General features: G+C 37.4%; 23 protein-coding genes. 11 read left to right on the forward strand and 12 right to left on the reverse strand.

Features of this window, described 5'->3' with window-relative positions:
* Positions 1 to 20: 20 nt before the first annotated feature.
* Together ACY650_RS17475 and ACY650_RS17480 are read right to left on the reverse strand one after the other, a co-directional pair.
* On the reverse strand, positions 21 to 1,451 hold the full coding sequence (locus ACY650_RS17475; RefSeq protein ID WP_462249445.1) for a TonB-dependent receptor: 1,431 nt from the start codon (positions 1,449 to 1,451) through the stop codon (positions 21 to 23).
* A 113-nt stretch (positions 1,452 to 1,564) separates the two neighbouring features.
* A complete protein-coding gene (locus tag ACY650_RS17480) occupies positions 1,565 to 3,376 on the reverse strand; it encodes an acyl-CoA dehydrogenase family protein (RefSeq protein WP_462249447.1) in 1,812 nt (603 codons plus the stop codon).
* A 228-nt stretch (positions 3,377 to 3,604) separates the two neighbouring features.
* Here ACY650_RS17480 and ACY650_RS17485 point away from each other — a divergent pair, with 228 nt between their 5' ends.
* The 6 genes from ACY650_RS17485 (at position 3,605) to ACY650_RS17510 (ending at position 7,832) form a co-directional block, all read left to right on the forward strand.
* Positions 3,605 to 4,021 carry a DUF2141 domain-containing protein gene (locus ACY650_RS17485; protein WP_462249449.1) on the forward strand — a complete coding sequence of 139 codons (417 nt, stop codon included), beginning with the start codon at positions 3,605 to 3,607 and terminating at the stop codon, positions 4,019 to 4,021.
* Positions 4,018 to 5,067 carry a sensor histidine kinase gene (locus ACY650_RS17490; protein ID WP_462249451.1) on the forward strand — a complete coding sequence of 350 codons (1,050 nt, stop codon included), beginning with the start codon at positions 4,018 to 4,020 and terminating at the stop codon, positions 5,065 to 5,067. The genes ACY650_RS17485 and ACY650_RS17490 overlap by 4 nt, the downstream gene beginning before the upstream one ends.
* Positions 5,048 to 5,806, forward strand: a complete 759-nt coding sequence (locus tag ACY650_RS17495) for a LytR/AlgR family response regulator transcription factor (RefSeq protein WP_462249453.1) — start codon at positions 5,048 to 5,050, stop codon at positions 5,804 to 5,806. The genes ACY650_RS17490 and ACY650_RS17495 overlap by 20 nt, the downstream gene beginning before the upstream one ends.
* 81 nt (positions 5,807 to 5,887) lie before the next feature.
* The gene (locus ACY650_RS17500) at positions 5,888 to 6,991 is read left to right on the forward strand and encodes a fatty acid desaturase family protein (protein WP_462249455.1); all 1,104 of its coding nucleotides are present in this window, start codon (positions 5,888 to 5,890) and stop codon (positions 6,989 to 6,991) included.
* Complete coding sequence (locus ACY650_RS17505; RefSeq protein ID WP_462249457.1) at positions 6,960 to 7,568, forward strand: uracil-DNA glycosylase family protein; 609 nt, start codon at positions 6,960 to 6,962, stop codon at positions 7,566 to 7,568. Before ACY650_RS17500 ends, ACY650_RS17505 begins: the two co-directional genes overlap by 32 nt.
* 87 nt (positions 7,569 to 7,655) lie before the next feature.
* On the forward strand, positions 7,656 to 7,832 hold the full coding sequence (locus tag ACY650_RS17510) for a hypothetical protein (RefSeq protein WP_462249459.1): 177 nt from the start codon (positions 7,656 to 7,658) through the stop codon (positions 7,830 to 7,832).
* 39 nt (positions 7,833 to 7,871) lie between these two features.
* On the opposite strand, the gene ACY650_RS17515 is transcribed toward ACY650_RS17510, so the two are convergent.
* From ACY650_RS17515 to smc, 3 genes are read right to left on the reverse strand one after another with little or no spacing between them, the layout of a single operon-like run.
* A complete protein-coding gene (locus ACY650_RS17515) occupies positions 7,872 to 8,474 on the reverse strand; it encodes a DinB family protein (protein WP_462249461.1) in 603 nt (200 codons plus the stop codon).
* A gap of 58 nt (positions 8,475 to 8,532) precedes the next feature.
* Complete coding sequence (locus ACY650_RS17520) at positions 8,533 to 9,462, reverse strand: hypothetical protein (protein ID WP_462249463.1); 930 nt, start codon at positions 9,460 to 9,462, stop codon at positions 8,533 to 8,535.
* 16 nt (positions 9,463 to 9,478) lie between these two features.
* Positions 9,479 to 13,000 (reverse strand): chromosome segregation protein SMC, encoded by a 3,522-nt coding sequence (gene smc, locus ACY650_RS17525; protein WP_462249465.1) that lies wholly within the window; start codon positions 12,998 to 13,000, stop codon positions 9,479 to 9,481.
* 299 nt (positions 13,001 to 13,299) lie between these two features.
* Here smc and ACY650_RS17530 point away from each other — a divergent pair, with 299 nt between their 5' ends.
* On the forward strand, positions 13,300 to 13,668 hold the full coding sequence (locus tag ACY650_RS17530) for a response regulator (RefSeq protein ID WP_462249467.1): 369 nt from the start codon (positions 13,300 to 13,302) through the stop codon (positions 13,666 to 13,668).
* Positions 13,669 to 13,716: 48 nt separating this feature from the next.
* Positions 13,717 to 14,223, forward strand: a complete 507-nt coding sequence (locus ACY650_RS17535) for a hypothetical protein (RefSeq protein WP_462249469.1) — start codon at positions 13,717 to 13,719, stop codon at positions 14,221 to 14,223.
* On the opposite strand, the gene ACY650_RS17540 is transcribed toward ACY650_RS17535, so the two are convergent.
* Positions 14,220 to 14,612 carry a cytidine deaminase gene (locus tag ACY650_RS17540; RefSeq protein WP_462249471.1) on the reverse strand — a complete coding sequence of 131 codons (393 nt, stop codon included), beginning with the start codon at positions 14,610 to 14,612 and terminating at the stop codon, positions 14,220 to 14,222. The two genes, ACY650_RS17535 and ACY650_RS17540, sit on opposite strands and share 4 nt — an antisense overlap.
* Before the next feature lie 69 nt (positions 14,613 to 14,681).
* On the opposite strand from ACY650_RS17540, the gene ACY650_RS17545 reads away from it, so the two are divergent.
* A complete protein-coding gene (locus ACY650_RS17545; RefSeq protein WP_462249473.1) occupies positions 14,682 to 15,164 on the forward strand; it encodes a nuclear transport factor 2 family protein in 483 nt (160 codons plus the stop codon).
* A gap of 65 nt (positions 15,165 to 15,229) precedes the next feature.
* Here the strand turns inward: ACY650_RS17545 and ACY650_RS17550 are convergent, their stop codons facing one another.
* The 4 genes from ACY650_RS17550 to ACY650_RS17565 all read right to left on the reverse strand — a co-directional run bounded on the left by ACY650_RS17550 (position 15,230) and on the right by ACY650_RS17565 (position 23,172).
* On the reverse strand, positions 15,230 to 16,516 hold the full coding sequence (locus ACY650_RS17550; protein WP_462254427.1) for a citrate synthase: 1,287 nt from the start codon (positions 16,514 to 16,516) through the stop codon (positions 15,230 to 15,232).
* Between the two features lie 71 nt (positions 16,517 to 16,587).
* Positions 16,588 to 17,412 carry a prohibitin family protein gene (locus ACY650_RS17555; RefSeq protein ID WP_462249475.1) on the reverse strand — a complete coding sequence of 275 codons (825 nt, stop codon included), beginning with the start codon at positions 17,410 to 17,412 and terminating at the stop codon, positions 16,588 to 16,590.
* A 61-nt stretch (positions 17,413 to 17,473) separates the two neighbouring features.
* Positions 17,474 to 19,834 carry a penicillin acylase family protein gene (locus ACY650_RS17560; RefSeq protein ID WP_462249477.1) on the reverse strand — a complete coding sequence of 787 codons (2,361 nt, stop codon included), beginning with the start codon at positions 19,832 to 19,834 and terminating at the stop codon, positions 17,474 to 17,476.
* Between the two features lie 113 nt (positions 19,835 to 19,947).
* Positions 19,948 to 23,172: a WD40/YVTN/BNR-like repeat-containing protein gene (locus ACY650_RS17565; RefSeq protein WP_462249479.1), complete on the reverse strand. Its 3,225-nt coding sequence runs from the start codon at positions 23,170 to 23,172 to the stop codon at positions 19,948 to 19,950.
* A 97-nt stretch (positions 23,173 to 23,269) separates the two neighbouring features.
* On the opposite strand from ACY650_RS17565, the gene ACY650_RS17570 reads away from it, so the two are divergent.
* Positions 23,270 to 23,725, forward strand: coding sequence for an OmpA family protein (locus ACY650_RS17570; protein WP_462249481.1), 456 nt, complete (start codon positions 23,270 to 23,272; stop codon positions 23,723 to 23,725).
* Position 23,726: 1 nt separating this feature from the next.
* Here ACY650_RS17570 and ACY650_RS17575 read toward each other — a convergent pair whose 3' ends face one another.
* Positions 23,727 to 24,302, reverse strand: coding sequence for a hypothetical protein (locus ACY650_RS17575; RefSeq protein ID WP_462249483.1), 576 nt, complete (start codon positions 24,300 to 24,302; stop codon positions 23,727 to 23,729).
* A 65-nt stretch (positions 24,303 to 24,367) separates the two neighbouring features.
* Here ACY650_RS17575 and ACY650_RS17580 point away from each other — a divergent pair, with 65 nt between their 5' ends.
* Entirely contained in the window at positions 24,368 to 25,453 is a 1,086-nt protein-coding gene (locus ACY650_RS17580) for an AI-2E family transporter (RefSeq protein ID WP_462249485.1), read from the forward strand.
* Here the strand turns inward: ACY650_RS17580 and tyrS are convergent, their stop codons facing one another.
* A complete protein-coding gene (gene tyrS / locus ACY650_RS17585) occupies positions 25,454 to 26,731 on the reverse strand; it encodes a tyrosine--tRNA ligase (RefSeq protein ID WP_462249487.1) in 1,278 nt (425 codons plus the stop codon).
* Positions 26,732 to 26,833 lie beyond the last annotated feature (102 nt).

The raw sequence follows: 26,833 nt of genomic DNA on the forward strand, positions 1-26,833 counted from the left end.
AAGGGCAATTTTATCAATGGTTAAACCAAATCCTCACCATCCACTTCTATTTCGTATGGATAGTTGAATAAGTGATTTGATTTAATTGCTTCCGCTACTCTATTGGGAACTAGTTTCTCCCAACCATCGGTATCATTTTCTATCAATTCTAAAACTTGATCTGATATGATATGTAGGTTGTCTGTTTTAGCATCTGGTATGCTAAGGATTTTATGATTTTCAATAAAGTAGTAGAACAGACTTATCAGGTGACGCTCTGGAGTGAAATCATTTCCAGTCTTAATTTTTCCAGTCGCAGAATCTAAAATTGGATATACAAATAACTTAACGTTACTACCAAATAGTCTTGCAAAGGACTCTAAAATCCCTCCATCTAAATTTTGATAATATTTCTCATCAAATATTTGTGCAAGATTGTTGAGACCTATAACTATGCCTAAGGTTTTATCCTTAATGAACTGCGATAAGTAACCCGCAAGCTTGTAATGCTCTTGATAGTTTGATATCATCACATTTTGTCCAAGGGAACATAAAAGATCTACTCGATCTAGATAATCTTGTTCATCAAGTTCACCAGCAAGAGTTAAATCTTTAAGCGTGATTTCTACAACAGAGACTATGTCTTCCGCATTGTCTAATTCTTTCTTGAATGCTCTCATGCCTGTTATCATCATATCAACATTGACATGAGTCACAGGTCTAAACCTCCCTCTCAAGACGATTGCATTTTTTCGATAGATGATATCAGAGGGTAGGATAACGTTTTTATCAGGGCCAAACATAGCCACTTTCGTAAGGCCATTTTTCACCAACTTCAAAGTCATTAGTCGGTTGTCCACGTGATGGAAATCAGGTCCAGATATGCAGAACATATCAATTTCCAATCGATCTTTCCTGACGTTATCAACAAGCGAATCGATTATTTCTTCAGGTGTATTATAGGTATAGCACGAATGAATGAGGTTAACTCCAACTATCCCTAATACTTGTTGCTGCCACTCAGCATCTCTATCTTTTAGGCTTACATGAATGATACATTCATTAGGTTCGGCATTTGGATGACGCTGGAATCTAAGGCCCATCCAACCATGACCAATATTACTTCTGTTATAGTTTATTACCTCAACGGTGTTGGCAAAAGCAAAAAATGTAGTTTTCTTAGCTCTGTTTGTAAGTCTTTGATCAAGCAAAGAATACTCACGGTCGAGCATGAGTAGTAGCTTTTCTTGAGATACATACCTATCACACTTACCATAAATGGCGTCACTAAAGGTCATGTCGTAAGCCGACATGGTTTTGGCAATAGTGCCTGAGGCGGCGCCTGCTTTGAAGAAATATGCAGCTACTTCTTGCCCTCCACCAATTTCGGCAACTGTACCATAAATTTTTGTGTCAAGATTGAGCTGTAAGGCTTTTTCTTTGGTAGTTAATTTCTTCTTAAATTCTTCCATTTTGGGATGCTGTGCGGTTTCACAAAGCTATTTTGAATTATGGCTAAAACAAACTAGAAACAAAAAAACCGACCAATTGGCCGGTTTTTAATTAGTTACGTAAAAGTGACTTCTTAGTTGTATAAAGAATAAGGGAATTTATTTTCTTTAATCATCACATCAGCAATCGCTTGTCTAAGTACTTTGGTATTAACAGGGTCCATTTTAGTGAATCTCTTCATACCCATCAACATTACCCTAAGTTCATCTCCTTCAGCGAAACAAGCTACAGCTTCGTCTCCAGCATTTTTGATCTTAGTAACTGCCTCAGATAGGTATAGTTTAGCCATGTTTTGGTAAAGTTCACTTCCTTCAGAACCATAAGTACCCATGAGTTTCTCAGTTCTTAGAATTGTAGATTCTGCTGCATATACTTCTATAACCATATCAGCAAGATTCATTAGAACCTCTTGCTCATGATCTAATTTAGGTCCGAACTTCTCTGCCGCCTTACCTGCAGCCATTAATACTGCTTTTTTAAGGTTCTTGATCACTTCTTTTTCTTTTGCTAGAGGAGCCGAAAGGTCAGGAGTCTCAAAGGAAGGAACACCTGTTAGCTCTTTACCCACAGCCATAGCAGGTCCTAAAAGATCAATTTCACCCTTCATTGCTTTTTTGAACATCATGCCAACCAAAAGCATCCGGTTGATCTCATTGGTGCCTTCATAGATACGAGTAATTCTCGCATCCCTGTAAGCTCTCGCCATCGGAGCTTCTTCTGAGAATCCCATTCCACCATACACTTGAACGCCTTCATCAACACAGTAGTCCAAAACTTCTGATCCATGTATTTTGATCATAGCACACTCTATTGCATACTGCTCAACACCTTTAAGTTTAGCATCGCTAGGGCTCATACCCTCTGCTTGCAGTTTTGCAATAAGGTTTTCAATGTCCTGTCCAGCTCTGTATGATGCAGATTCAGTGGCATATGTTCTTGTTGCCATGTTGGCAAGCTTCTGCTTTATTGCTCCGAAGCTTGAAATAGACACGCCAAATTGTTTCCTTTCATTGGCGTACTGAGTAGAACGACTTGCAACATCTTTACATCCATTGATACAGCCCGCGCCTAGTTTGATTCTTCCAACGTTTAGTACATTAACAGCTATTTTAAATCCGTTTTCTCTCTCTGAAAGAAGATTTTCTACAGGTACTTTCAGGTCATTGAAGAATACTTGTCTTGTTGATGAACCTTTTATACCTAGCTTTTTTTCTTCGTCATTCATTGTAATGCCATCCCATGTACGCTCGGCAATAAATGCGGAAAGTTTTTTATCATCATCAATTTTTGCGAAAATGATCAATAGATCTGCAAAACCTGCATTAGAGATCCACATTTTTTGACCATTAATAACATAGTGCTTGCCATCGTCCGAAAGCTTTGCTTTCGTTTTACCAGAGTTTGCATCAGATCCGGCATCGGGCTCAGTAAGGCAGTAACAAGCTTTCCATTCTCCTGAGGCTAGGAGAGGGAGGTACTTTTTCTTTTGCTCCTCAGTACCATAGTATAATATCGGAAGAGTTCCTATTCCTGTGTGCGCTCCATAAGCAGTTGAAAAAGATCCAGCTGCAGCCATGATGTCCGCAATTAGCATTCCTGTGTTGAAGCTCATTCCAAGCCCACCATATTCTTCTGGAATATTAACACCTAGTAATCCCAGCTCACCGGCTTTATCCATTAAACCGGACATGACGCCTTCTTCCATACTTTCAATTCGCTCATTGATAGGAAGAATTTCCATGTCTATAAAATCTTGAGTAGCAGCTGCCATCATTTTTTGCTCCTCCGAAAATTCTTCTGGGATGAATACGTTTTCAGCTTCAGTTTCTTTAACAATGAATTCGCCACCTTTAAGTGCTTCTTTTGTTTCTATTGCTGCTTCCATTTTTAAATTGTGTTCTGGGTTTTAGTTATAAATACTCTGCATGCATAACAAATATACGAAAAAATACTCTGCATGCATAACAATTTATAAATATTTTTAATACTTCTGTGTGCTATTATTGCCTACTAAACATAGAATTACAATTCAACCCTTAAATACAACAATTGAGTTACAAAAAATTGATGATTTGTTCTTGTTGGAATCAACTTTGATCAAACACTAAGTACTATGAAAAAACTAATTGCATTCATAACATTAATAACTTCAATACAAGTTGTAGTGGCTCAAGATTCTCATGAATTGATAGTGAAAGTTGAAAATATAAAGGACCTTAAAGGAAGTCTCAAGATAGCAGTTTATAATCACGAAGATCATTTTTTATCTAACGCGATAATGAGCGATGATAAAATTATTGATTCAAATGAGATGACTTTTTCTTTTAAAGGACTGGTAGAGGGGATTTATGCGATATCGCTATTCCACGATGAAAATGACAATGGAAAACTTGATTCCAACTTTATTGGAATACCTACTGAGCCCTATGCGTTTTCAAATAATGCTAAAGGAATGTTCGGACCACCCAGTTTCGAAGATTGTAAATTTGAGGTGAAAGCTGACGCTCGTGAAATAGTTATTTCGTTATGAAGAGGCTGATTGTTAAGCATGTAGTAGAGGCCATCCTTATTTTCATATTCGGTGGTTGTATGAATATGGTTGTCTTTTGCACAGGATGCTTAGATGAGCCATATCTGTTTTCAAAAACATTTTTTATCAACCTTTCTTACAGCGGAATTTCTTGGGTCGCATACTGGAAGGGTAGTGAGTTCATTGTCAATTTTTGGGATGAGCGTATTCCATGGCTAAAAAAGCCACTTAAACGCTTCGTGACCAGTTTAATATCCATTGTAGTATATGTTTTCATTGCTGTTTGGGGAATTGATTTGTTTTTTGATTTAGTGATATTCAAGGAGACACTTAGTAAGGCACTTGAGAGTTCTAGCGCTCCATTTTCTATTACGCTGTTAATAACTTTAGGAATCAATGTATTTATGCATGGTCGAGGGTTTTTAATAGCCTGGAGACAAGCAGCAATAGATGTAGAGAAGCTTAAAACAGAGCAAATCTCATCTCAATACAACAGTTTAAAGAATCAGGTTAATCCTCATTTTCTATTTAATTCACTAAATGCCTTGAGTTCCCTGGTATATGATAATCAGGATAAGGCGGTTGAATTTATCAGAAAGCTATCTCAAGTATATAGGTATGTTCTTGAAAGTATGGATGAGGAGATTGTTCCTATTGGAAAGGAAATGGACTTTGTTCAAAACTTCATATTCTTACAGAAAATCAGGTTTGGTGATAATCTGCTGGTAAATGTTATTAATAATGAACCGAATAGATATGTACCACCATTGGCAATACAGCTATTAGTTGAAAACGCAATAAAGCATAATGTTATCAGTGAAAAAGATCCTCTTTCGATAAAAATTGAGATTAATGATTCATTGTGTATCGTTAGCAATAGCCTTAAGGAAAAGAAGGTGAAAGATTCAACAGGGATTGGTTTGGCTAATATCAAGTCTAGATATCACTATTTAACTGACAAAGAAATTAATATTGAAAAAACTGAAGATTCATTTCAGGTTACAATACCACTTTTAAATTTGAAAAATGAAGTTCATAATAATTGAAGATGAACAACTCGCTTCAAAAAGATTAAGATCTTTAATAGAAGCAATTCGCCCAGAGTATGAATTTGTAGCCAAGTTTGATTCGGTGGAATCTGCATCCATCTCGTTGCCAGTACTTCCGTACGATGTGCTATTTATGGATATCCAGCTTGCTGATGGAATATCCTTCGACATATTTGATCAGATTAAGGTTGACAAACCGATCATATTTACAACGGCCTATGATGAGTTTGCCTTGAAGGCTTTTAAAACAAATAGTGTCGATTACTTGCTTAAGCCTATTTCGGAAGAGGAACTTGGGGCTGCAATAGAAAAACTTGAAAAGAATTTCAGTAAAGAAAATTCAACTCCACCTGCTGTTACAGATATTGATAAGCTTATAAAATCAATGCAACCATCAGGTAAAGAGCGCTTTGTTGTGAAAGTAGGAGATCACTTAAAAACTGTTGAGGTTTCTGATGTTCAACTAATTTATAGCAAAGACAAAGGAACTTATCTTTTTACAACTGCTGGTAAAAGATTTTTAATTGATTATACGTTGGATAAAGTTGAAGAGCTTTTAAACAATAGTCAATTCTTCCGTGTTTCTAGAAAGTATATGATTAATTTATCCTTCATCAAAGACATAATTGCATTTACAAACTCAAGATTGGAGATTGTAGTTGAGCACTTTGATGAAGATCAAATTATAGTGGCTAGGGAACGAGTAGGGGAATTTAAATCATGGTTAGATAGATAAAAGAAACACCACTGATCAAAATCATATCGTTTGTAAGAAGTTTCTTCAGTACTTTTGAATATTAATTATCAACATTAAAATATGTCTGTTACAACGGTGAGCCGAAAGGTTGTCAGATTCAAGAATAATTTACACGAGGAGTTTAACAAGACTCTTAATCAACGGGTAAATCAGTATTTCAAAAATTCCAAATATGGGAGATATGCAAATATGGAAATGGTAATCAAATCCATTTTCATGTTCAGTTTGTATTTAGTTCCTTATTTCATGTTCCTATTCGGAATCGTAGAAAATATTTGGATCTTTTATCTGATGGCATTCTTGATGGGCCTTGGAAAAGCTGGTATAGGGTTATCAGTAATGCATGATGCTAATCATGGAGCATACTCTAAAAAGAAGTGGGTGAATAACGTTGTTGGTTACTCATTGAACCTGGTAGGAGCTAATGCTACTAACTGGAAAATCCAACATAATGTTAAGCATCACACCTATACCAATGTAAGTGGTATGGATGAAGATATTTCTCCAAAAGGTGGAGTTCTAAGATTTGATCCTAATACTCCGGTTAAAAAGCACCATAAATGGCAGCATATTTATGCTTGGTTCTTATATGGTCTTATGACGATGAGCTGGATTATCGTAAAGGATTGGAGTCAATTGGCTGAGTACACAAGGGATGGGCATCTAAAAAAACAGACTAATAGTATAACCAGAGCTTGGCTTTGGCTAATCGTGACTAAAATCTTCTACTACTCTTACATACTAGCGTTACCAATCTTGTTTACATCACTTCCTTGGTATCACATTCTTCTAGGGTTTATTCTAATGCATTATGTAGCTGGATTCAGCTTGGCTTGTATTTTTCAGCCTGCACATGTGATGGAAGATCATGCATTTGAAAATGTAGAAGGTAAAGATTATGTAGAAGAAAATTGGGCAGTTCATCAGTTGAAGACTACTTGTAATTTTGCTCAAAGAAATAAGATTCTTTCGTGGTTCGCTGGTGGACTGAATTACCAAATTGAGCATCACCTGTTTCCCAACATCTGTCATGTTCACTATAGAAAAATCGCGACTATTGTCCGTAAGACTGCAGAAGAATACAACATTCCATATCGATCATATCCAACATTTATGTCAGCTTTGGGAGCGCATGGCAAAATGCTCTATTCGTTGGGTAGATAGATATATGAAAGAATTGATCAAAGAAATAAAGAGTTGCGTAGTATGCAGCTCTTTTTTTTTGCATGAACCTAGACCGATTGTCAGTATTTCTAGTTCTGCAAAACTCCTTATAGTAGGCCAAGCACCTGGGAGAAAAGTGCATGATTCAGGCGTCCCTTGGGACGATGCTAGCGGAAGAAACTTAAGGCAATGGCTCGGGGTTTCTGATGAGGTATTTTATGATTCGAATAAAGTAGCATTGGTTCCAATGGGTTTCTGCTATCCTGGAAAAGGTAAATCAGGTGATTTACCTCCAAGACCGGAGTGTGCTCCACTATGGCACGAAAGCGTAATGGATGAATGTAAATCCGTGGAACTTACATTGCTGGTAGGGCAGTATGCTCAGAATTATTACCTCAAGGATAAAGCGAAAAAAACTTTAACAGAGACAGTTAAAGTATACAAAAGCTTTTTGCCAACTTATCTACCATTGCCTCATCCTTCACCAAGGAATCGTATTTGGATGAAGAAAAACGAGTGGTTCGAAAAAGATTTATTGCCAGAATTGAAGCTTCAGATTCAAAAAATGTCTCTGTGAACCTAATTTAGGTACGCGATTTACCCAATTTTGGGTATTGCTATTAGCTGGGTATCAATTGATCTTAGTGTTCAATTAAATTTTAATATGGACCTATCAGCAATTACCACGACCAAAGATAATTCCTATAACAATTCGGCTTCAGCTAAAAAGATTTCCATGATCTTACTCGAGCTTGCGGAATTAAATTTAGAGTCTCCTGAAACCTGTCATTACATTTCAGAATCCGGATTAGAAAAAGTAAGAAGAAAGTTGGCATTATAAAGACCTGAAATCTATTGTTCAGGTCTTAGCGCTATTCACTTATCCAGGAAAATTTTCATTTTCCATTATTTCCTTAATTTGATCGGTATGTCTTTGGGTATGTCCGGATAAGAAAAGCAAACCCTGATAGGTATCCAAAACACCAAATGGAAATTGTATATAGTGATTTCTGAAATCCTCCTCCGATTCTTTTAAGAATTTCATATTAGATTTTCTTCTTTCCTGAAATGTTTTGAGCGTTTCCTCGAAATCTCCAAAGCTGTTGGTAGGTTCAAATTCCTGCCTAGTTTTAACTTTTTGATTGCGACTTGTGATTAAACCAAGAATTTGGTCATCACTCATTGCCACTTCTGATCTCCTGGCAGGATCAGAATCACTTTCAAGTCCACTTTGAACCATACCAATTAAGTTTTTCTCAGAAATTGTAATATGTTCAAGGCATTCTGCAATAGACCATGATTCTGGACTTGATTTAAAATTAATCTGAGCTTCATTGAGTTTGCTAACTAATGAAACAAGTTCGTTTTGCGTTTTTTTCAGATGTTTTAAAGCAGTTTTTCGTTCCTCAGCACTAATAGTGGTTTGAGAGATAGCTAATGTTGCCAGGAGCACTCCAGTAAATGTTAAGATGATTTTTTTCATATCAATTCGATTTTTACTACCTGACGAAAAGCGTAGAGCAAAAGGGACAATCTATGAGCTATTTCTTTAGTGCAAGTAAATAACCGATTGAAAAAGAAGATTGACTATCGAAAATATATGAGAAAGTTGGCTCTAGGTAAAGCGCATTATAAATAATATTAGCAGCCTTTAGCTTCTCATTATTTGTTGGGTACTGACTGGGCGATTTGAGTACAAAGTATCTTGTATCAGTACTTTCTACTTTATCCTTTTCAAATTCATAAATCATTCCACCAAGCATGAAACAAAGGTTTCTGTTTTTTTCAGGGATCTCTAACAATGCATCGCGTACTTCTCTAAATACGGTGGTGTCATGAACATCACTTAAAAAATATTTCGAGCCGTGAATGTCAATGCTAAGCGTATCATCATTTTCAACCCACGAAAGTTTGGTATTACCAGAGCCAATATCAACAAGAAATGATTCTGTAATAAATTCTTGAGGTATAGTGGCAGCCAGCGCATAGTAACCTTCTTCTTTTGCGTCTATATAATTGATGGTCAAATCTTTAACGAGCAGTTTACTTCTTAACTCATCGATAATCTTAGACTTTATAGCGCTTGAACTTGCCAATATGTGAATGTTGCTTGAGGAAACACCTTTAGTTAGTATCTCATTTCGATACTCAACAATTTTGTTATAGATCTCGCTAGAAGAGTTGACGCCATAAATAATATTGCTGCGTCCGAATGAAGATTCTGTCAGTGTCCATCTGTTTTCGCTATCTATCTCTGCAATAAAGTAGTTTAAACCCAGTGCTCCCAATTCAATGGTAGCATAGAGTTGTCCATTGATAGGTTGTCTTGGTTGATAATCGAATACTCTTTTTTCTTCTGTTTGTGCTGGTATACTTGTGGCCGGCTCAGAGTTAACTTGGGTATTTTTAGTTTCTGTATTGCACCCAATAAGCACCAAAGAGATTAAACAAATTTTGACTAGGTGGTTCATTTGGCTAAGTGAAAAGTTAAGCTAGTTCTCGCAAATCTACAGGAACTACTTTAGACACTCCTTGTTCTTGCATTGTTACTCCATAAATAACATCAGTACTGGCCATTGTTCTCTTATTATGCGTTACGATTATGAATTGTGATTCTTTGGAGAATTTACGGATAATCTCATTAAACTTATCAATGTTCGCATCATCAAGAGGGGCATCTACTTCGTCAAAGATACAGAATGGCGCAGGCTTCAAGAGATATATCGAAAACAGTAGGGACGTAGCTGTTAGCGTTTTTTCTCCACCTGATAATTGGTTAATAGTAAGTGGTCGTTTTCCTTTCGGTTTTGCAATGATATCAATCGAGCTTTCAAGCGGTTGCTCAGGATTTGTCAATATTAGATCACAATCATCTTCCTCGGTAAAGAGTGTTCTGAAAACCTTGATGAAGTTGTCTTTGATATGATGGAAAGCTTCCATGAAAGTTTCTTTTGCAACCTCGTCAATCTCACTAATAGTGGTGAGTAAGGATTCTTTTGCATTCAATAAATCTTCCTTTTGACCAATAATGAAAGTATGTCTTTCCTGAATTTCTTCAAAGGCCTCCATCGCCATTGGGTTGATAGGACCCATGTTATCAATTCGGTTTCTATACTTATCTACTTTAACTCTTAATTCATCTAACGAGAATTTTTTATAGTCGGAGACATCATCATCATTGATTTGCTCTAAGTTGATATTAAACTCTACAGATAACCGATCTTTTACCGAGTTTAATCCCATTTTGGCATCATTAAGTTTATTCTGCCATTCCATTAGAGCGTTGTCTATTCCTTCTCTAGTACGCTGTGTTTCTCTTAGATTTTTTTCTTCTTCGTCAATGGTGCCTCTTGCTTCGTAATATTCTTTTTCAGCTTCATTTACACCATTCTCTAAAGACTCTTTTTCTTCGTACATGCTTACTAACTCATCGTCGCTTGCAGTACTCTTCTTAACTAACTCGTTAAGGTTTGAAGTTGCGCCTTCTAGTTCTTCTTTATTATTTTCTATTCTCTCAAGTGAAGATTCGTAAGACTCTTCTTTGAATGAGATTTCCTGAAGTATACTGTTCAGTTTGTTTTGACGCTGATGGAAGACAACGTTCTCTTCATTATAGGCTGTAGACTTTAGATCTAGTGCTTCTTGTAATGAAGAGGTTTCCTCTTTTTTGCTCTCTAAACTCTTTTCAAGTTCTTCTAATTCAGCTCTTTCTTTTTCCGCTTGAGGATTGAGTGTTTCTAGGGCTTGCTCCAGCTCTATGATTTGCTGCTGAATATCTTCTCGTCGATTTTTGTTTGAAGTAAGCAACTCAACAAATTGCTCTTGCTTGGTTTGAACTGAGACTTCCATCTCCTTAATTCGCGCAAGTTCTTCATTTACTTCCTCAAGTAAATTGGCCTTTGATGATAGCCTTAGTTCTTCTAGCTGAGTTTGGTGTTTTGCTATTATTTGCTCCGACTCAGTTTGCTTTTTCTTGAGATCTTTGATTTCGATTTCAAGCTTCTCAAGATTCTTAGCACGTCCAATTCTTTTCCCTTCAAACAAGCCGATGGAACCTCCGGAAATACTATATCTTCTGAATGTGACTTTTCCTTCTTTATCCAGGATTACAACATCACTATCTCCTTGTTGATCAGGATTTGGAGAGATGAAGACGTTCGAAAGTAGGTGTTTGATAAGATTTTCGTATTTCGAATCATAATCAATTAGCTCCAGTGCAGACGTACTTTCAGAAGGGCCTTCAATCTTTTGAGATACATGATTTTTTAGCGTTTCAAGAACGAAAAAGTTGGCTTTTCCTCGTGTAGACTCACTAAGTAGGTTTACAGCTTCAAGTGCGTCTTGGCGCGTGTCTACAATATAGTAGTTCATGAACGGCTCAAGATAGTTCTCTATTGTCACGCGATATTCTTCTGGACAGCTTAAGACATCCGAGAGGAGAGGGGCATCTTTATATTGTGCATTCTTCTTAAGAAACTTTATTGCCTCTGGAAATCCTTCCAAATTGTCGACTAAGGATTTGGTCAGATTGAATTCATTTTGTCTTGCATCTAAGGATCGATTGGTTCTTGTGAGTTCTTCTCTCAAATTTCCAATTCGATCTTCCGTATCAGCAATTTGATTTTTTAAACTCTCTTCACTGGATTTTAATTGATCAAATTGAAGTTGCTTCTCACCGCGCTCTTTCGCAATCTCCTCGAGCCTATTTTTAAATTCTTCAAGATTGGCACTCTTTTCACTCGAATCTTCACTTGTCTTACTTAGCTCATTCATCATCGATTTGAGCTGTATATCCTTTATTTCAATTTCCTTACTAAGTTGAAATTGATGGTCTTTCTTTTCTGTGAAATAGAGGTTTAAAGAACTGAGTTTCTCTTGTCCTTCGTTTGTTAAGTTCTTCTGCGACTCATAGTCAGTTTTTAATTTTTCAACCTTAGAAAGAATTTCTGTAACATTTTTTTCCGCATCTCTGGCCTCATTGCGGAGCCCTTCCAGGGATACCGCTGCTCTTTCGCTGCTTTGTTTATCCTGACTGATCTGCTCTTTAAGGTTGTCGATTTTGTCGTTGAGAAACTTTTGTCTCTCATTTTTTATTTTCTTGTCACTTTCATACTGTCTTATCGTACTTACATGTTCATTTAATGTCTTTTGACGAGAGGAGAGAAGCTTCTCTTTTGCAATTAGATCTGCTTTTGCCTTTTCGATTGCTGCTTCCTTTTCATTGACAAGTGCATTAAGTGCATGTTTCTTATCATTTTCCTCCTGGATTTGCTTTTGAATAGAATCGAAATGCTCTTGCTGATTATTCATCGACATCTTTGCTAGAGCAATGCTTGAATTTTTGTATTCGTCTTTGAGTTCGTAATACTTCTTAGCCTGTGATGCTTGCCTTTCAAGTGACTTTAGGTTCTTTTCAATTTCAAAAAGTAGATCTTCCACTCGTTCAAGATCAGCGTCTGTATCATTGAGCTTTTTAAGTGTTTCCTTCTTTCTAATCTTAAATTTTGAAATACCTGCTGCTTCTTCAAATAATGCTCTACGCGAATTGTCTTTATCATTCAGAATGTCATCAACCATCTTTAATTCAATGATGGCGTAGCTGTTCGATGCAATACCTGTATCTAAGAAAAGGTTTGTAATGTCTTTGAGTCGGCAGGTGATGCCATTAAGTAGATATTCACTTTCTCCAGATCTATAATATCTTCTGGTAATCGTAACCTGTGAATATTCAGTAGGAATGAGATTTTTGGTATTGTCAAATGTTAATGACACTTCGGCGAGTTGCGTAGGCTTCCTGGCTTTTGTTCCATTGAATATTACGTTTTCCATTTTATCAGATCGCAATACTCTAGATTTTTGTTCACCTAATACCCATCTAATGGAATCAACAACATTGGACTTACCGCATCCATTGGGACCAACGATGCCTGTAATGCCATCATCGAAATTGATTACAACTCGATCAGCAAAACTCTTGAAACCTTTTATTTCTAACTTTGTTAACTGCATTAGGATTACATTCGATCCAAAACGGTGAAGCGGACAAAAATATACGATTCGGTTGCAACTAGATGATTAGAAAGACAAATAGTTTCGTTGATTTATCCACCATTTTTCCCCAATATGCCGATTAACATGTTTAGACAATACGTTCATGTAAATATTTAAAAGTTTAATCGAATGAATTGAGTGTATTTCAAATGTTCGTTGCATTATTGTAACAATAGCATATCAAAAACGAGAATAACTTAACTTTTTGTAAAAAAGTCATTTATTTTTAATTAACATAGACAGCGGAAATTCTAATTATGGATAAACCCACTATACTGTACGTGGACGATGATCAGTTTAACATCACTCTCTTTGAATTTAACTTTAAGAATGAGTTTGAAATATTAAACGCAACATCGGGTTCTGAAGCACTTTCTCTCATTAGAGAGCATAATGAAATTGCTGCTATTGTTAGTGATGTTCGAATGCCAGAAATGGATGGTATTGAATTTATTACGAAAGTAAAAGAGACTAAAGAGAGTCTACCTTGCTTTTTACTTACAGGTTATGGCGGTGCGCAAGAAGTCGTTGATGCAATTGATCAAAATCTTATTGTAGGATATTTCAGCAAACCTTTTGATAAGGAAAATATCATTACAACATTGAAGTCTACAATTAACGATTAAGATTCTCCTTTATCGTTAAAATTCCTTCTCTTTCTCTAACTTAGCTATATGGACGACTTTAGTTTCTGGTGGTACATTATAGCAGCAGTTATTTACTTTCTAACTCGCGGAAAAAAGAAAAAAGAAGGTACTCCAAGTTCACGTCCAGGATCTGAGAATAATCCTCCCACCAGTCAGCCAAAATCTTTCGAAGATCTGCTTAAGGAAATAACCGAGGGCAGAGTAGAAGAGGTTCCGACTATAAAGCAGGAACCAGTTGTAATTGAACCTACAGAAAAGAAAGAGAAAGAAAATATCAGATTAGAAGGCGAGAGAAGGGCTTTTGCAGATGATGAAAGTAGAAGGGTGTACGAAGAGTCAATTAAAATGGCCGAAGGAGCTGACATAGAATTTGCTCCGGATGAAAATTTTCAAGAACCAAGGTTGTTTAAGGGAAAGTTAGATGAGTCAGAAGATGACGAAAGTTCAATAGCAGATGAAATTAGAGATGGTTTAAATTCATCTGAAGCTAGAAAGGCAGTTATCTATAGTGAGATTATCAATCGTCGTTACTAATCCTTATCCAGATCAAAAGCATTAGGTAGGAGGTCTTTCATTTTGTGAGTAGTACTTTCACTTGAATCACAGAAGCTAATAACAGTAGGATTTCCAAATTCATGAATTACTTGTCTGCATGCGCCACAGGGTGGTGTTGGTTTAGGTGTCGGAGTATAAACTACTAATGTTTCAATTTCTATATCTCCTTCACTTCCAACAGCCTGAGCTATTGCGTTCCTTTCAGCACAAATAGTAAGACCATAGGATGCATTTTCAACATTACATCCCACATAAGTATTGCCAGATTTCGTTAGGAGGGCACAGCCAACCTTGAAGTTGCTGTATGTAGCGTATGCATTTTTCGATACCTCAATTGCTTTTTCTTTTAATTCTTCAATTGAATTCATTCATTTATTCCGTTTATGCGTATGACAAATATTACATATTTTAGACTACTAACATTTTAACTTACCAGAATGAAAAAAATATTCATCATTGCGATCGCCTTTTCTGTTTTTAGTTGTTCCGTTGAACCAAGTAGGTCAATAGTAGACGGAAGCGACCTAGAAGTGTTGTCGGATATTCAAAAAAATCAGTGGGTGAGAGCATATTTAAATCAGGATACAGTGTTGCTAAACCAGCTCTTGCATGAGTATTATCACCTTGTAGATGACAATGGAGATAAATATACCAAAGAGGATGAAATGACCTACATCTCGAATTATGCACCTTCATACTCTTCGCACGAATATGAAATTATAGAGATCAGTCTAATAGATACGGGCGCTGCATCCGTAATAGCAAAGGCTACCTTAAAAGGGACAGATGGGGCTGAGGCCTACATTACTACATATGTGTCGAGTACGGCTTTTGTTAAAGTTGATGGTAATTGGCAAGCGATTAGCTGCCATGTAAGTGGGGTTAAAGAAGAGAGATTTCCAATGGCTCCATCAGAGTAAATTGCTTAATAATTAAAAAAGGCCTGATCATTTGATCAGGCCTTTTTTTGTATTGGGACAATATCTCATCTTTTTGAGATATCTGTATAATCTCTTTCATTCATACCGGTGTAAACTTGTCTAGGTCTTCCAATTGGTTCACCTTTCTCTTTCATCTCCTTCCACTGGGCGATCCAGCCTGGAAGTCTACCCAATGCAAACATCACAGTGAACATGTCCGTTGGGATGCCTAGTGCTCTATAGATGATTCCTGAATAGAAGTCTACATTTGGATACAGCTTTCTTTCAACGAAATACTCATCTCTCAATGCTTCCTCTTCAAGTCCTTTTGCGATGTCTAATACAGGATCTACAACACCTAGCTTATCAAGAACATCGTCAGCTGCCTTCTTAATAATTCTTGCTCTAGGGTCAAAGTTTTTGTAAACCCTGTGACCAAATCCCATAAGTCTGAATGGATCATCTTTGTCTTTAGCTTTTGCCATCCACTTTTTAGTATCGCCGCCATCAGCTTTGATATTTTCGAGCATTTCAATTACGGCTTGATTTGCACCACCATGAAGAGGTCCCCAAAGTGCATTGATTCCTGCAGAAATTGAGGCCCAAAGACTTGCCTGGCTTGAACCAACAATTCTCACAGTAGAAGCAGAACAGTTCTGTTCGTGATCTGCGTGAAGGATTAGTAATTTATCTAAAGCCTGTGCTACAACAGGATCAACTTCATATTCGTCAGCAGGAAGTTTGAACATCATGTTTAAGAAGTTGCCACAGTAATCCATCTTATTGTTTGGATACGTTACTGGGTGACCTACTTTTTTCTTGTATGCCCATGCAGCAAACGTTGGCATCTTAGCTAAGAGTCTAATAATGCTGAGTTCTGTTTCTTCTTTGGATCTATTCGGATCAAGACTGTTAGGGTAGAAGGCAGTCTGAGCCGTGATTAAAGAAGAAAGAACACCCATCGGATGGGCAGCAGATGGAAAGCCATCTAAGATTTTTTTGATATCCTCATTAACTAACGTATGATGCGTGATATCTTCAGCAAATTTATCGAAGGTAGCTTTATTAGGTAGCTCTCCGTAAATAAGTAAATATGCCACTTCTAGAAAGGTGGAATTATCTGCTAGCTGCTCAATTGGATAACCTCGATACCTAAGAATTCCTTTTTCACCATCTAAGAAAGTGATTGCACTTTCGCACGATCCGGTATTTTTGAATCCTCTATCTAAAGTGATTACTCCTGATTGACCTCTAAAGGAGCTGATATCAATGGCCTTTTCCTGTTCGGTTCCTTCTGTAACCGGGAGTTCATATGATTGGCCATCAATTGTAATTTGAGCAGTTTCTGACATGTTGTTTTGTAACTTATTTGCTGACTTTAAAATTTCCACGAAAATAACGATTTTAATCCAGATTTAGAAGGCTAGTTGCCATTCAAAATCAGAGGTAAACCGTCATCTCCGCTACCAATAACTATAACTTTAGCATTTGGAGAATTAGCAATTTCTTTGGTAGCCTCAATTCCTCTCATTCTTAACAATTCAGGAGTCAAACTACTATTGATAATTCTATTCGCTGCTGCTTCTCCTTCTGCTGCGATTCTTTTCCTCTCTGCTTCGCTTTGTTCTTTATCTAATCGAAACTGATAAGCCAAAGCTTCTTGTTCTTGTTTTAATTTATTTTCTATCGCTGTCTTGATTTGTTCTGGTAATTTGATAGATCGGATCAAGAGACTTTTCATTTCGACTTCATTGCCGTCTGCTCCAAGTACTTCCCTTGTTTCTTCAATGATTGATGCTTCTACTTCTGGGCGTTTTGTGGAGTAAATTTCTTCCGCTGTATAACGTCCCATAACTTGTCTAACTGTTGATCTAGCTTCAGGTATAACAAGTCTTTGAATGTAATCCCCTCTAAAATTTTCTTGAATCTCACCGATTGCGTCGTACTTTGGGTGAAACCTAACAGTAACATCTACGCTTATATTTAATCCGTTTTTGTCGAGAACGTCCATTGTTTCTTCAACTTTGTTCTCCGAAACCTCATATACATATTTTTCATTCCATGGAGCTTTCACATGCCAGCCTGGACCTATGATATTATCTTTTTCTAGTTCTCCTGAAAGCGTCTTGAAAATTACTGCTCTTTCTGATGCTTCAATTCGGTAGAATATTCTGTTGAATGCTGATAAGAGCACTATGAAAGTGATTACAGCAATGATTACAAATGGTAAATACTTTCTATTATCCATGTTTATAAGGTTATGGTTTGTCAATTTGACGTAAAGGTAACATCGAAGGTTCTTCTCTGGTTCAATTAGACGCTTTAAGAACTAGTTTGCTGTTCGATTGTTTAATCAGATCATGGTTCATTATCATCTTTCTGAACTTACCATCAACATACATTTGAGCTTGATCATCATAGTATGGACTGAAGTAGTTTCCTGACTGACCAGTGGGTAGGATGCTCCAACTGTCGTTTCTGACGTCCTCGAAATTTACAATTCTTCTTGTCGAAGGGCCGAACAGGATGGTCTGCTCAGCTGATTCTTCATAGGTATATCCCATATTGTTCAGAACTTCATTTGCACCAGAGACAGGATACTTCCCTACATTCAAAAAGCTTATAACATCACCCATGGCATGTTTGTGATTTAATTGATGCGCATTTCCCCATCTCCACTGTAAATAGTCAGTGCCCCAACTATCCGATAAATCTTTAATGGTTGATTCAAAGGACATTCTTATAATTTCGTCTCTAGTTTCCTTTTGATCTGTAGTAGTATCATCCCACCAAATAGATTCATTGTTTTTTATTAGGTATTCCGTGGCAACCTTATACGTATGTGATTTTTTGTAAAGCGGCCATAGTTTTTCACCTATTTCGTCCTTCATGGCGGCTTTTATAATTTCATTTACCCATTTTTGAAATATGAGTGGTCTAAAATCGTCTCTATCAAAATCGCAATTCCACTTTAATAGTTCTCTCAATAAATCTCCTCTTTCAGTGTTTTTAATGGCTTGTAGTAGTATCCCTTTTAATGCTTCCTGCATCATAGCTTTGTCATCTACAAGCATTTCTTTCATCAGATTAACAGTTGCTTCTTCATTGCTTTCTAATAATTCAACAATTCTTTCACCTCTGTCATCAGGTAAATAATATCCTGAATAAACGATACCATCGACGGTGTCAGGTTGATTATTGGCACTATGGACATATCCCCAAGGTGGGTTAATTGCATGCGGGTTTTTTTCAAAAGAATATGTAGAGTCAGGATCATCTAGCCCACTAGATCCATCATAAAACGTCTTACTTAATTGTTCATTTCTTCGTTTGATCAATTTGCCAACTGCCCACCATGCTACATTTCCTTCAGAATCACCATACATTATATTTAATCCTGGTCCATGTATTTGTGATGCTGCCTTTTCCAACTCTACTATATCTTGTGCTTTTACAAATCCATAAATCGATTCAATCATATAGCTGGTATAGTTGGATGTTACCCAATGCATAGTCACTACATCATCAAGAGGTTCCTCGTTTAGGATATCAGATACGATAGGACCATGTACGGTTGAGCGAATCGAGAAACTTACATCTTCTTCTCCATTTACTTTTATTACTTCTTCGCGATTTGCAATCTCTTTCCATTCTCCTTTATGCATATACATATTAGAATCTTCAGGGTGAATTTCCTCAACATAGAAGTCCATCTCATCATTTTCAAACATTGTTATCCCTGTTGCTTTCTTTTCAGAATGCATTAGCAAAGGGAAGGGTGCACCTGGAATATGATATCCATAGTATTCGTTTCCTGGAGAAATTACGTGCGATTCATACCAAACTGAAGGTTGAGCAAAAGCAATATGTGGATCATTAACTAAAATGACTTTTCCACTCTGAGTTTTGTTTCCAGAGACAACCCAGCTGTTGCTACCAATGAACTCTGGTATTTTTAGCTTATTTAATACCGTCATTGCCATGTCAGCTTGCTCGGAATAACGATCATCAAAAGACCGCAAGGTTGATTCCCCTTCGTAGTGATAGATATTTAAATCGATTAAATATGCTGAGTCAAGTTTGCTAGTAAGCTCTGTAAGAATTGGGTCAGTTATTTGGGCATTAGAAAAACTAAATGCCATATAAGTCAATGTTTCAAAAATGTTTTGAATCTTGAACGGCTCTACTTCCAGGCCAAGAATTGTATGCTCCAATGGCTTGGGGTTATTCTCAATGTATTGATTGATACCTGAAATGTACGCTTGAACCAATGGAAGGCTTTCGTGTTTGCGATCAATATATGCTTTTGCTGACTCTTCAGAATAGCTACTTAATCCCATCGTGCGTAGGTATTTGTCAACTTCGATCATATCTGTCCCGAATAGTTCGGAAAGTCTACCGCTTCCAACATGTCTAAGAAGATCCATTTGCCAAAGCCTTTCCTTAGCATGTATATAGCCAAGTGAACGATATACATCTTCTTCGCTTTCGGCATAGATATGCGGAATGCCATATTCGGTGAAGTATACTTCAGAATTGGCTTCAAGCCCGCTTAATATTTCCTCTCCAGAATATATAGGTGTAAGAGAGCTCTTGATATAGAAAACATAGGAAGCAACTCCAATAATTATTAATACGACAATCGTTCCTGCGACTTTTAAAACTTTCATATGATAGATTTTGAAGTAAAATAAAAAAGCCGACTCAAATGGAGCCGGCTTTTATATCTATTATCTGTGTACTAATGATAATAGTTTTAAATATTTACTATTTATCTGGACTATTATTCCTTTATTTCATCGTAGTCTTTGAAAGGGGATGTGTCCAAATCTTCAACAGTTGATCTAAATGCTGGCCATTTTTCTGAGTAATAGCCATTTACCATTTCCATTGCTTCTGCAATATCTTCTTCAAACTTCTTGATGAGTTTGTTTTCGGTTTGACCCGGTGCATGAAGTGCATTGCTGGTATATCTGGAAGCTGCAAAATATGAATTATTAACACTGTTTGGTGTACCTCGAGTAATACCCTGGCGATCATCTTGTTTACCTAAGAAAACATCAAGCATGCTATTTAAAGTGTCAATTGTTGTTTTGCATAGTTCCAATTGTTCTTCAAATCCTTCCTTATCTTTTTTCTTTAGATCGCTCTGAATTCCTTTGGTGATATCTAAACTCTCTTTCAAACGATCAACAGCTTTGACTCCCATTGAATATTTTGATTCAAGTGATTTGAGCGCATCATATTGCGCCTTAATAGCTCCATCAGACATCTCAATTCTTGGATCATATCTTACCTCAACCTCTGTAGAATCCTTTTGATCACCGAACGTGAAACGTACTTTGTACATGCCAGGAAGGACAGTTACACCACCTGGTTCTCTATTTCCAGATCTACTTCTTCTGCTCATGAAGTTGGTTCCTTTTTCATTCATGTACCAGAATGTGCGATGGATACCATTCTCTTTGGGAGCTTTTGATTTAAGCGTTCGAATAACTTCATCACCTTTGAATACCTCTATGAATAATGAATCATAAGACACTTTTTCCTCTTCTTTCTCATCCATCATTTCTTCATCACCCTTCTTTTTCTTTTTTCCTTTCTTCTTCTCATCCATTTTTTCTTTCTTCTTTTCAGGACGGTTAATGGAATAGGTTAGCATTGCACCATATGGTCTGTTTTCACCATTGTATAATGCGTCTCCACCAAATCGGGTGCCTTTTGGCTGTTGATTTTGAGCAACATATGCTACAGGAGGAGCATATACATTCAACACCTTATCTAGTGTTGAGCTTCCTTCACTCGCGATTTCGCGAAGAGGTCTAATGTCATCCATTACCCAAATGGCTCTACCGAACGTTCCAATTACTAAATCATGCTCTTCTGGATGGATAACAAGATCATATGCATTAGTTGTTGGAAACCCTTCTGTCCATTTTGTCCAGTTAGATCCTGCGTCCACAGAAACATATAGACCATCATCAGTACCCAAGAATAACAACCTTGATTCAACGGGGTCTTCAACTATAGATAGCGCATAGCTAACAGCATCATTTCCATCTACAATACGTTCCCATGTTTGACCATAGTCTTTAGTGCGATATGCATATGGAGTGTAGTTGAATCTACGGTAATCGTTTGCTACAACCAGCGCTTCTCCTTCGTTCTTGTTCGAAGCTTTAATTTGAGTGATCCAAGTGCCTGATGGTAATCCAGGCAAATTGTTTCCTACATTGGTCCAGCTATCGCCACCATTTCGAGAAATTTGGATGTTTCCGTCATCAGTTCCTACCCATAGCAAGTCTGAGTTTAATGAAGAAGGCTCAATTACAATGATGGTACAATAGTTTTCAGCACCTGTAGCATCCATTGTTAAGCCACCACTTTCGCCTTGTTTTTGTTTTTCTGGATCGTTTGTAGTGAGGTCAGGGGAGATGATTTCCCAATTTTGTCCACTGTCAGTGCTCTTATGAACAAATTGACTTCCGAAATAAACTACGGCTGGATTTTGAGCGTCTCGAGCCATTCCTACATTCCAATTGAATCGCAATTCAACATCACCGTCAGGATAGGTGGGTCTTACACTTTCATTGTATCCAGTTTTTCTGTCATAAATCGAAGCATAGCCTTGTTGTGCCGTAGAGATTCCATATCTGCTGTCTCTAGGATCAGGCAATACGTCAAAGCCATCTCCAAATGAAACCTCTTGCCAGTAATGATTTCTAATTCCTTGAGCCTTCCATACATAAGCAGGCCCTGCCCAGGATCCATTGTCTTGCATACCTCCATAAACATTGTATGGAGTTTCATTGTCAACACTGATATGGTAGAATTGACCTACTGGTAGGTTCGAAACAAATCTCCAGGTTTCGCCTCTATCTCTGGTGATATTAAGCCCTCCGTCATTTCCATCTATCATGAAGTTAGGATCGTTTGGATGTATGTACCATGCGTGATGATCTGGGTGAACACCATTGTCTACTCCATAAGCTCCCATCAATTGAGTGAATGATTTGCCTCCATCGACGGAGACATTAACATAAGTGAAAATGCTATACACTCGATTTTCGTTGACCGGATCTACATATATTTCAGAGTAATAGAAAGGTCGGTTGCCTATGTCGTTTTTATCGTTAATTTTTCTCCATTTAAAGCCACCATCGTCAGAACGATAGAGTGCATTCTTTTTGGATTCAATGAGTGCATAGACCACGTTAGGTCTTGAAGGAGCAATAGCTATTCCAATTCTTCCAAGTTCACCTTTGGGTAAACCATCCTCATCGGTACGTTTCTCCCAGGTGTCTCCACCATCATGCGTTACATAAAGGCCAGATCCAGGACCTCCTGATTTGAAAAACCATGGATCTCGCTTATGTTCCCACATTGCAGCCATTAGCTTATTTGGATTGCTAGGATCCATTACTAAATCGGCAACACCTGTTCGGATGTTGTTGAATAATATTCTATCCCAAGTTTTTCCGCCATCTGTAGTTTTGTATACGCCACGTTCTTCATGTTCTCCCCACGGGGAACCAATGGCTCCAACATAAACCGTGTTTGGATCATTCGGGTGAATGATAATTCTATGTATATGACGGGTTTTTTCTAACCCCATTTTCTGCCAGTTTTTACCTCCATCTAATGTGCGATAAATGCCGTCGCCACCATTAAGTGAGTTACGCGGGTTTCCTTCACCCGTACCAACCCAAACAACAGAGGGGTTAGATTGCTGAATTGCTACAGCACCGATAGATGCGGTAGTTTGATCATTAAATATTGGTTGCCAATCAATGCCACCACTTGTTGATTTCCAAACACCTCCGGAAGCCGATCCTACGTATATAATGTCTGGATCTTCAGTTACAACATCTATTGCAGTAACCCTACCAGACATACCGGCGGGACCTATATTTCGAGGTGCCATATTTTTGAAATCTTCCATATCCAGCTTTTGCGCAAAAACCGTAGAGCTGATTGAAAGAAGTATGATGAGTAATTTGTTCTTCATATCTTTTAGGTTTCAGATTTTTAGAGTTAGAGTAATTTAAGAAGGTTAAGGGAGATCGAAGAAGTGATAAATGATGAATGGTTGAAAGGAAAGATAGATGATCGAAACAAGGCACTTCTTAGTCCGTTTATTTAATGCGATGCGAGTTCTTGTTGCTATAACTTTTCTTGTTTGTACATCCTTTTCATATGCTCAGGATCAACAGCAAGCCTATATCCTAAAAAGCATATACTTTGGAGGAGGAAGCTACTATATCGATGAATATCAAATAGAAGAGCTGAAGCAACTTGTTGATTCTGTTCAGGATATTCGTGATTATACTATCACTATCCATAGCCATACTGATAACATTGGTGGTGCTGAATACAATGAATGGTTATCGCAGATGCGTGGGGATGCAGTGATTCAGCAGTTATTGTATCTAGACTTTAAGTCAAATCAAATCGAGAAACGGGACTTTGGTCAATTCAATCCTGTATATGACAATAGAACATGGGAGGGAAGAAGACGAAACCGGCGAGTGGATATTATTTTTTGGCCCGTTGTAATGTGATTTAGTCTTTTGGCGGATTTATCATGATATGTGCTCTATGCGTTCCAGGGTCCATTATCCAAGGTGCACCCGGAGCAGGAGGACTAAGAGGCATTCCAGTTGATTCTTCGGTAGCATAAGGTATATAAATAACATACCTTGTATACAGATTTTCAACTTCTCCGGTTTCTTCGTTAATGTCGCCTGTTGTCACGTATAGAGTGGCTCTATCTGGCATCTCTAGGGACCCAACAGATACTTCCTTTTCTCTCTTATCAAAAACTTCTTTTGCATTTAATCCCTGCTCTTTGAGCACTCTTCCTCTTGACATAAATGGTTCAAGGCTTTTATGATATGCTGCTACGCTAAAACCTTCTTTACTTGGGTTGTCTGCAATGCAGATAAAGTCATTTGTACCTTCTTTTAATGTAATGATCTTACTACTTGAGTCAAATCCTAATATAGTAGCCTCGGCCCGTTGATGCTCCGGTGCTGCCAAAATTCCAGTACTTAGCTGAAAAGATTCATTAGGTATTTCTTGACCAGTACAACTGAAGAGTAGTAAAAAAAGAACGTAGATGGAAGCAAGGTTTTTCATAAAACGCATTTTGGAATCTTAATAAAGTTAGCTGTTTCCTTTATGAATTCAATTATTTTGCGATCATGAATTCACAATCAGAAATGGAACGTTCTCTTCGCCATATCAAGATTATCATGATGATCTTTTTAGGGATTGCTGTACTCTACTTAATGAGGGAATTATCAAATCTATTGATCCCTCTCTTTTTTGCTTTATTCTTTGCAGTCCTTTTTCAGCCTTTGGTGAATCTCTTCCAAAGAATTTTTTCTGTTAGTATCAGTATTGCTCTAACAACATTGGTTACAATGACAGTATTCTTCTTTATCGGATTTGGGTTGTTCAATGTCATACAAGCTTTAGTACAAAACAGTGATGCTATTCTTGATAGTATTTCAAATGACTTGAGACCATTTATAAATGATTATACTATTTATTTTGGAATAACATTCAAGGAAGGAGAGCTAAGAACACTGGTAGCAGATATGTTGCAGACTAGTCAGTTTTGGACGGTATCAGGTTCATTTATTAACACAGTCAGCGGAAAAGCTGCAGAGCTGTTGATGACTATTCTTTATTTCGCTGGTTTACTTGGTGCCATTACTCAGTATGATCAAACCATTAGCTATTTGATTGGTACCGGTGACAAAGATCAAGACAATGGGAAGTCTATGGAGATGTTTCATAGAATAAAGGACTCCGTTGGTTCGTATATCAAGGTGAAGACCTTAGTGAGTGTTTTAACAGGAATTTCCATTGGTTTAATCTGCTGGATTTTCGGGATTGATTATGCAGTTCTATGGGGATTTTTGGCATTTGTTCTTAACTACATTCCATACATTGGCTCTCTCATTGCAATTATTCCTCCATTAGTTCTTGGAATTATCGATTCAAGTTCAGTATCTCAAGTGCTGGTAATCTTTTTCTGTTTAGAAGGAGTACAATTAATTATGGGAAACATTGTGGAGCCTAAGCTAATGGGTGATTCTTTCTCAATGAACACTGTTGCTGTGCTTTTTGGATTTGTCTTTTGGGCATTCCTTTGGGGTACAGCAGGAATGCTATTGGCTGTGCCACTAACATTCCTTTTTAAGGTTATTCTTGAGAATATGTCCGACGCCGGTGTTGTTGTAAGGCTTATGGAAAAGAAAGAACTAGTCAAGAAAAAGTGATCAACTCACTTTAATCAAGTAATAATTCTTTTTACCCCTTTGAGCAAGCAAGTACTTGTTTTGTAGCAGTGTGAAATCAACGGATTGATCAGGTGCTTGGATCCTTGTTTTGTTTATACTCACACCTCCACCTTGAATCATCTTTCTTGCTTCACCCTTAGACTTGAATATGATATTTTGAGTGGTCTCACTTAGGAAGGTTGTAATATCATTGTTTTCAAGATCAGTAATTTGAACCTCAGTTTGTGGGACACCTTCAAAAACCTGTAATAGGGTCTTTTCATCAAGGCTTTCTAGATCCTCTGTGGTTGACTTACCAAACAGAATAGAACTAGCCTTTATAGCAGTTTCTAAGTCTGCTTTTGAGTGAACTCGTTCTGTTATTTCTTCCGCCAATGTTCGCTGAAGAAGTCGTTGATGAGGGGCTTCTCGATGTTCAGAGATCAAAGATTCAATCTCTTCACGATCTTTTAAGCTGAATATCTTGATATACTTTTCTACGTCTTCATCAGAGGAGTTGATCCAATATTGATAAAACTTGTATGGGGAGGTCTTTTCTGGATCTAACCAAATGTTTCCTCCTTCAGACTTTCCGAATTTCGAGCCGTCAGCCTTTGTAATAAGGGGAGTAGTCATAGCGAAGGCTTCTCCCTGATCTTTCCTTCTGATTAGTTCTGTTCCAGTAACGATATTTCCCCATTGATCAGATCCTCCCAGTTGCAACTTGGCATTTTTGTGCTTCCATAGGTAGTAGAAATCATACCCCTGCACCAGTTGGTAGGAAAATTCAGTAAACGAAAGACCAGTTTCCAATCTCGTCTTTACAGAATCCTTGCTCATCATGTAATTTACTGTGATGTGTTTGCCTACATCTCTGATGAATTCAAGAAAGTTAAATTCTTTAAACCAATCATAGTTGTTGACCATTTCTGCTGCATTTTCACCTTCAAAGGATAAGAAGCTTTCGAGTTGCTTCTTTACGCAGGATAAATTGTGATTTAAAGTTTCCTCATCTAAAAGGTTTCTTTCTGCAGACTTACCAGATGGATCTCCAACCATACCAGTAGCTCCACCTACTAGGGCCAAAGGCTTGTGTCCACATCTTTGAAAATGAACTAATGTCATGATTTGCACCATGTTACCAATATGGAGAGAATCTGCAGTAGGATCGAAACCTATATATGCTGCTGTCATGCCTTTATTCAATTCATCTTGAGTGCCAGGCATAATATCGTGCACCATTCCTCGCCATTTCAGTTCTTCTACAAAGTCTTTCATCGTGTCCATTTAATAAGCTGGCAAAAATAGAAGTGTTGATGCTTTGGGTCAACATAAATGGCGCCTATTATCCGATTGAATTGGTAGTAAGTTAAAATAATG

Origin of the sequence: Ekhidna sp. (genome assembly GCF_963691765.1) — a bacterium.
Taxonomy (GTDB): Bacteria; Bacteroidota; Bacteroidia; order Cytophagales; family Cyclobacteriaceae; genus Ekhidna.